Source organism: Acinetobacter sp. UBA2063 (assembly GCF_002333245.1).
Classification (GTDB): domain Bacteria; phylum Pseudomonadota; class Gammaproteobacteria; order Pseudomonadales; family Moraxellaceae; genus Acinetobacter; species Acinetobacter parvus.
The window spans coordinates 1-5,241 of record NZ_DDAH01000011.1 but is presented as its reverse complement, the minus strand read 5'-3'; the positions used below and the strand labels follow the sequence as shown (position 1 = coordinate 5,241).

Sequence of the window (5,241 nt, the reverse complement as noted above, 5' to 3'; positions counted from 1 at the left end):
ATCTGGATAGAAATAGTTTTTACGGGCAAACACAGAGGCTTGGTCGATGTAAGCATCAATGCCCAAACCAAAGCGAATCGCAAGATCAACCACTTCTGCATTCAATACTGGCAATACGCCTGGCATGGCCAAATCAACAAGGCTGGCTTGGGTATTTGGGTCTTGACCAAATTCAGTCGATGAACCTGAGAAAATTTTAGATTTAGTTGCTAGTTGTGTGTGAATCTCAATGCCGATGACCACTTCCCAACCATCAATTAGCTTAGCCATTACACATTCTCCTTGGCAATTGCCGCACGTTGTTGATGGAAATCTGTCGCTTGTTGATATTGATGCACAATCGACAGCAATTGTGATTCTGACCAGTAATTACCAATCAACTGTAAGCCAACAGGCAAGTGATCTTGATCAAAACCGACAGGGGCGTTAATGGCAGGCAAGCCCGCCAAGTTCACCGCAATGGTGTAGATGTCGCCCAAATACATTTCCACTGGATCAAGTGATGCACCAATTTTGTAGGCGGTGGTCGGTGCAGAGGGTGCAGCTATCACATCGACATTTTCAAATGCTTTGAGGAAGTCTTGTTGGATTAAACGACGTACTTTTTGTGCCTTGACATAGTACGCATCGTAGTAACCCGCAGAAAGGGCATAAGTCCCAATCAGGATACGGCGTTGCACTTCCGCACCAAAACCCTCAGAGCGTGAGCGTTTATACAGGTCTAAAATGTCTTTTGGATTGTCACAGCGATAGCCATAACGAACACCATCGTAACGTGATAGGTTGGAAGATGCTTCCGCAGGGGCGATCAAATAGTAAGTCGGAACGTAGGCTTCAGTCATGTTGAGGTCAATCTCAACCAAAGTCGCGCCCATTTCCTCAAGCTTTTTCAATGACTCTTCAACGCGCGCTTTCACGTCTGCATCTAAACCAGCCACATTGAAGTACTGTTTTGGAATACCAATGCGTAAGCCTTTGACTGCCGTACCGTTTAGTTTGGCAACGTAATCGTCCACATCTTTATTTACTGAAGTAGAATCTTTGCTGTCATGACCTGCAATCACATTCATCAAATAAGCACAGTCTGCTGCTGATCGTGCCATTGGACCGCCCTGATCCAGTGATGATGCATAGGCAATCATACCAAAGCGAGAGACACGACCATAGGTCGGTTTTAAGCCCGTTAAGCCACAGAATGAAGCAGGTTGGCGAATCGAGCCACCAGTATCCGTTCCTGTGGCAATCGGTGCTAAATCCGCAGCCACAGCCGCAGCAGAACCACCAGACGACCCTCCTGGAACACGATCAAGCGCCCAGGGGTTGGAGGTTGCACCGAAGTAAGAGTTTTCAGAGGTTGAACCCATTGCAAATTCATCCATGTTCACCTTGCCTAAAGTCACAAGACCTACAGCTTTGGCTTTGGCAACCACAGTTGCATCATAAGGTGAAATGAAGTTATCCAGCATTTTTGAACCCGCAGTGGTTTTAATACCCTGGGTACAAAAAATATCTTTGTGGGCAAGTGGAATACCCGCTAGCGCATGTGCGTTACCTGCTTTCAGTGCAGCATCAGCCGCATCAGCTTCAGCAAGTGCTTGTTCTGCCGTCACCGTCACATAACTTTTTACTTTTGGGTCAAGGTGGGCAATACGTTTTAAATAATGTTCGGTCAATTCACGTGATGAAAACTGGGCCTGTTTTAAGCCCTCGGAAAGTTCACGGATTGATAAGCGATGTAAATCTGTCATATGAAAAATTTCTTTACATTCTAAATATAAAATATTGACTAATCGAATAAATCTTATTCAATTACGCGAGGTACAAGGTACAGACCTGCTTCTGTTGCAGGGGCGACCGCCTGATATTCATCACGGTGATTACTTTCACTCACCACATCGGCGCGTAAAGGCTGTGGATGGTCAAATGGGCTTTTTAAAGGCTCAACATCATCGGTATTAATGTTTTTCAAGCTTTCCATCATGCCGAGAATTTTATTTAAACTTTGAGCATATTCAGCAGATTGCGTTTCATCTAGGGATAAACGGGCAAGATGCGCAATCCTTGAAACGGTTTGTGCATTTAAGTCCGTCGTCTGCTGAGCATCTGATGATGTAGACATAACTTTACCTAATTCAGTATCAAAAAATTGCAAAATATCGTGCGTTATAATAAGCGATTGACTTGTTCAAAGCATCACATTTCGTTAAAGTTGCCACCTTGTATTCACACAAAGTTTAATTGAGAACGCCCCCGTGATTCTAAAACGACTAATTGGCTTGTTTTCGCCGGATTTAGCCATTGATCTAGGTACTGCAAATACCCTTATTTATGCACCAGGCCGTGGCATTATATTAAATGAACCAACAGTTGTGGCTATTCGTCACAGCGGCTCACAAAAAATTGTGGCGGCTGTAGGGATTGATGCTAAACAAATGTTAGGCCGTACACCAGCGAATATTTCAGCAATTCGTCCAATGAAAGACGGTGTGATTGCTGATTTTGAAGTCACTGAGACTATGCTGAACCAATTTATTGGCAAGGTGCACGAAAAGCGTCTGTTTCCACCAGCACCGCGTGTGGTGGTGTGTGTGCCATGTAAATCGACATTGGTTGAACGCCGTGCCATTCGTGAGGCTGTGTTTAATGCAGGCGCGCGTGATGTGCGTTTGATTGAAGAGCCAATGGCAGCAGCGATCGGTGCAGGTATGCCAGTTGAGCAAGCATGTGGTTCAATGGTGGTGGATGTGGGCGGTGGTACGACCGAGATCGCAATCATTTCATTACAGGGTTGTGTCTACGCAGATTCACTCCGTATCGGTGGTGATGTCTTTGATGAACAGATTATCAACTACGTTCGTAAGGCACACGGTTGCGTGATTGGGGAAACAACGGCTGAAACGATCAAGAAAGAAGTGGGTATGGCGATTGCTGATGGCAAAACGCTACAAATAGAAGTGCGTGGACGTAATTTAGCTGAGGGTGTTCCTCGTGCGATTACCGTAACTTCTGATGAAATTACTCAGGCGATTTCTGATCCACTACAAAGTATTGTCAGCGCTGTGAAATCTGCTTTAGAACAAACTCCACCTGAACTTTCTTCTGATATTGCTGAACGTGGCATTGTTTTAACAGGCGGTGGTGCATTGCTGCGTAACCTGGACAAACTCCTTGCCCAAGAAACAGGTTTACCTGTGATTGTTGCTGATGAACCTTTAACCTGCGTCACCCGTGGTGGCGGTAAAGTATTAGAGTTTTTTGACAATCCAAACCATGACATGCTTTTCGTTGGTTAAACCATAAGGACCAGGCGGTGCAACAGAATCTTTTTTCAAGACAACCGCCATCTTTTCGCTCCTTTATCATTGCGGTCATTACATGTCTGGTGGTGCTTTTCTTTGACTGGCGCATGCCCTATGTCATCCAGCCTGCAAGGGATGTTCTGTACGCCGCGTATAATCCGATTTATGCGCTGGCAAGCTATCCTGTACTGTCGCGAGAATGGCTGAAGCAACAAACCAAGTCTGAAACCCAACTGCGCCGTGAAAACACTGCGATGCAGGCTGAACTCTTACAGGCACAGGTTCGACTCCAAAAACTTTCAGAACTCTCTGCGGAAAATAACCGTTTAAGGGGGCTTTTGGATACGCCATTGATTATTGATGGTCGTATGCAAATTGCAGAAGTGATTGGAACAGATGCTGACCCTTTGCGTCATATCATCATTATCAACCGTGGTTCACTGGACCATTTAAAGGTGGGCCAGACTGTTCTGGATGATAAAGGCATTATGGGGCAGTTGATTAGTGTCTATCCGCACAGTTCGCGGGTGATGTTGCTGTCTGATAAAGAACATTCTCTCTCTGTACGTTTGGAACGTACGGGGATGCGTGCAATCGTCTCGGGTACAGGGGATTTAGGACAGCTCAAAATGGAGTATGTACCCACCAGTGCCAATATTCAGGTGGGGGACAAGGTGTTCAGTTCAGGCTTGGGCGAACATTTTCCAGCAGGTTATTTGGTGGGTACTGTTTCTAAGGTTAGCCGTCATACTTCAGGTGAGTTTGCAGAAATTGATGTGAGACCAGCGGCCCAGCTTGCCAGTGGCCATCATGTGGTGGTGCTCTTCTCTGAATCCTTGGCGCAGGAGCAGCCGTATGCCGATCGCTAAGCTGAATTATGAAAAACGTAAAGACCCGCTTTGGATGATCATCATTTCCATCGTGATCGGATCAATCCTGATGGTCTACCCAATTGCCTATGAAGCTTCAGGGTGGCGGCCATCAGTGATGCTGATGATCATGTTGTTCTGGATTCTTTACCAGCCTGTCTGGTGTGGAGTCTGGTTTGCATTCGGCATGGGACTGTTCGTTGATTTGCTGTTGGATGCACCTTTCGGTTTAAATGCACTGAGTTTTGTATTTATTGCCTTTGCGATACGCTATTTTATTCGTGAACGCCGTATCCTGACTTTTGGAAATTCATGGGTGATTGCGATGATTGCGATTGTGACGCATATCATTTTTCTGTGGATTAGCCAGACCATTGCGGAGACACATTTTTCGATTGCGCGTCATTGGCAGCCCCTGCTGACCAGTATCGTGACGTGGCCTCTGGTTTATTATTGTTTACATAAATGGCGCATATAATTCTCGCATCAAGCTCACCCCGTCGGCAGGAGCTGTTAAGGCAACTCGGTCTGGACTTTGATAGTTATAGTCCAGATGTTGATGAGGCTGTGCAGGACGGTGAAACTGTTGAACAGTATGTTGAACGCTTGGCAAGGGACAAGGCTCAGGTTGTTTTAAACCAGTACCCAGAAGCGATTGTGATTGCAGCGGATACCAGTTTAAGTTGTGCTGGAAAGATTATTGGAAAGCCAGAGTCAAAGCAGCATGCCTTTGAAATCTGGTCAGCACTTTCTGGACAGTGGCATGATGTCTATTCAGGAGTCTGTGTGGCAAGCAGCTCGAAAATCTTGAGTACAGTAGTGCGTACCCAGGTTGAGTTCCAACGTTTAAGTCATGTGGAAATGGAAAAATACTGGGCTACTGGCGAACCTATTGGTAAGGCAGGTGCCTATGCGATACAGGGAATTGCGGCGCAATATATTCCACAGATTCGTGGAAGTTACAGTAATGTTGTAGGCTTACCCTTATATGAGACAGTACAGTTATTAGAAAGCGTTAAGGCCTCCGTATAAAATTACCAGGCTGATACTTTCGGATATAAGAATTTTTATAA

6 protein-coding genes and 1 pseudogene are annotated in these 5,241 nt (G+C 45.6%); 4 read left to right on the top strand and 3 right to left on the bottom strand.

Translation table 11 applies throughout. From position 1 onward, the window contains the following. The 3 genes and pseudogenes from gatB to gatC form a co-directional block, all read right to left on the bottom strand. Positions 1-270, bottom strand: a pseudogene (gene gatB / locus B4H32_RS00425) (Asp-tRNA(Asn)/Glu-tRNA(Gln) amidotransferase GatCAB subunit B); the annotation flags it as partial. Further along, the gene (gene gatA, locus B4H32_RS00420) at positions 270-1,748 is read right to left on the bottom strand and encodes an Asp-tRNA(Asn)/Glu-tRNA(Gln) amidotransferase subunit GatA (protein WP_286799039.1); all 1,479 of its coding nucleotides are present in this window, start codon (positions 1,746-1,748) and stop codon (positions 270-272) included. The pseudogene gatB and the gene gatA, both read right to left, overlap by 1 nt. A 53-nt stretch (positions 1,749-1,801) precedes the next feature. Next, positions 1,802-2,119 carry an Asp-tRNA(Asn)/Glu-tRNA(Gln) amidotransferase subunit GatC gene (gene gatC, locus B4H32_RS00415; protein ID WP_286799038.1) on the bottom strand — a complete coding sequence of 106 codons (318 nt, stop codon included), beginning with the start codon at positions 2,117-2,119 and terminating at the stop codon, positions 1,802-1,804. A gap of 133 nt (positions 2,120-2,252) precedes the next feature. Here gatC and B4H32_RS00410 point away from each other — a divergent pair, with 133 nt between their 5' ends. The 4 genes from B4H32_RS00410 to B4H32_RS00395 are packed head-to-tail and all read left to right on the top strand — an operon-like array spanning position 2,253 to position 5,200. Continuing rightward, the gene (locus B4H32_RS00410) at positions 2,253-3,293 is read left to right on the top strand and encodes a rod shape-determining protein (protein WP_286799036.1); all 1,041 of its coding nucleotides are present in this window, start codon (positions 2,253-2,255) and stop codon (positions 3,291-3,293) included. Between the two features lie 17 nt (positions 3,294-3,310). Next, the gene (gene mreC, locus B4H32_RS00405; protein WP_286799034.1) at positions 3,311-4,168 is read left to right on the top strand and encodes a rod shape-determining protein MreC; all 858 of its coding nucleotides are present in this window, start codon (positions 3,311-3,313) and stop codon (positions 4,166-4,168) included. Further along, entirely contained in the window at positions 4,155-4,646 is a 492-nt protein-coding gene (gene mreD, locus B4H32_RS00400; protein WP_286799033.1) for a rod shape-determining protein MreD, read from the top strand. The genes mreC and mreD overlap by 14 nt, the downstream gene beginning before the upstream one ends. Beyond that, positions 4,634-5,200, top strand: a complete 567-nt coding sequence (locus B4H32_RS00395; RefSeq protein ID WP_286799032.1) for a Maf-like protein — start codon at positions 4,634-4,636, stop codon at positions 5,198-5,200. Before mreD ends, B4H32_RS00395 begins: the two co-directional genes overlap by 13 nt. The last annotated feature ends 41 nt before the right edge of the window (positions 5,201-5,241 follow it).

Coding starts and splice junctions, on each gene's coding strand:
- B4H32_RS00395 (WP_286799032.1), top strand. CDS start 4,634: ATGGCGCATATAATTCTCGCATCAAGCTCACCCCGTCGGCAGGAGCTG.
- gatC (WP_286799038.1), bottom strand. CDS start 2,119: ATGTCTACATCATCAGATGCTCAGCAGACGACGGACTTAAATGCACAA.
- gatA (WP_286799039.1), bottom strand. CDS start 1,748: ATGACAGATTTACATCGCTTATCAATCCGTGAACTTTCCGAGGGCTTA.
- mreD (WP_286799033.1), top strand. CDS start 4,155: ATGCCGATCGCTAAGCTGAATTATGAAAAACGTAAAGACCCGCTTTGG.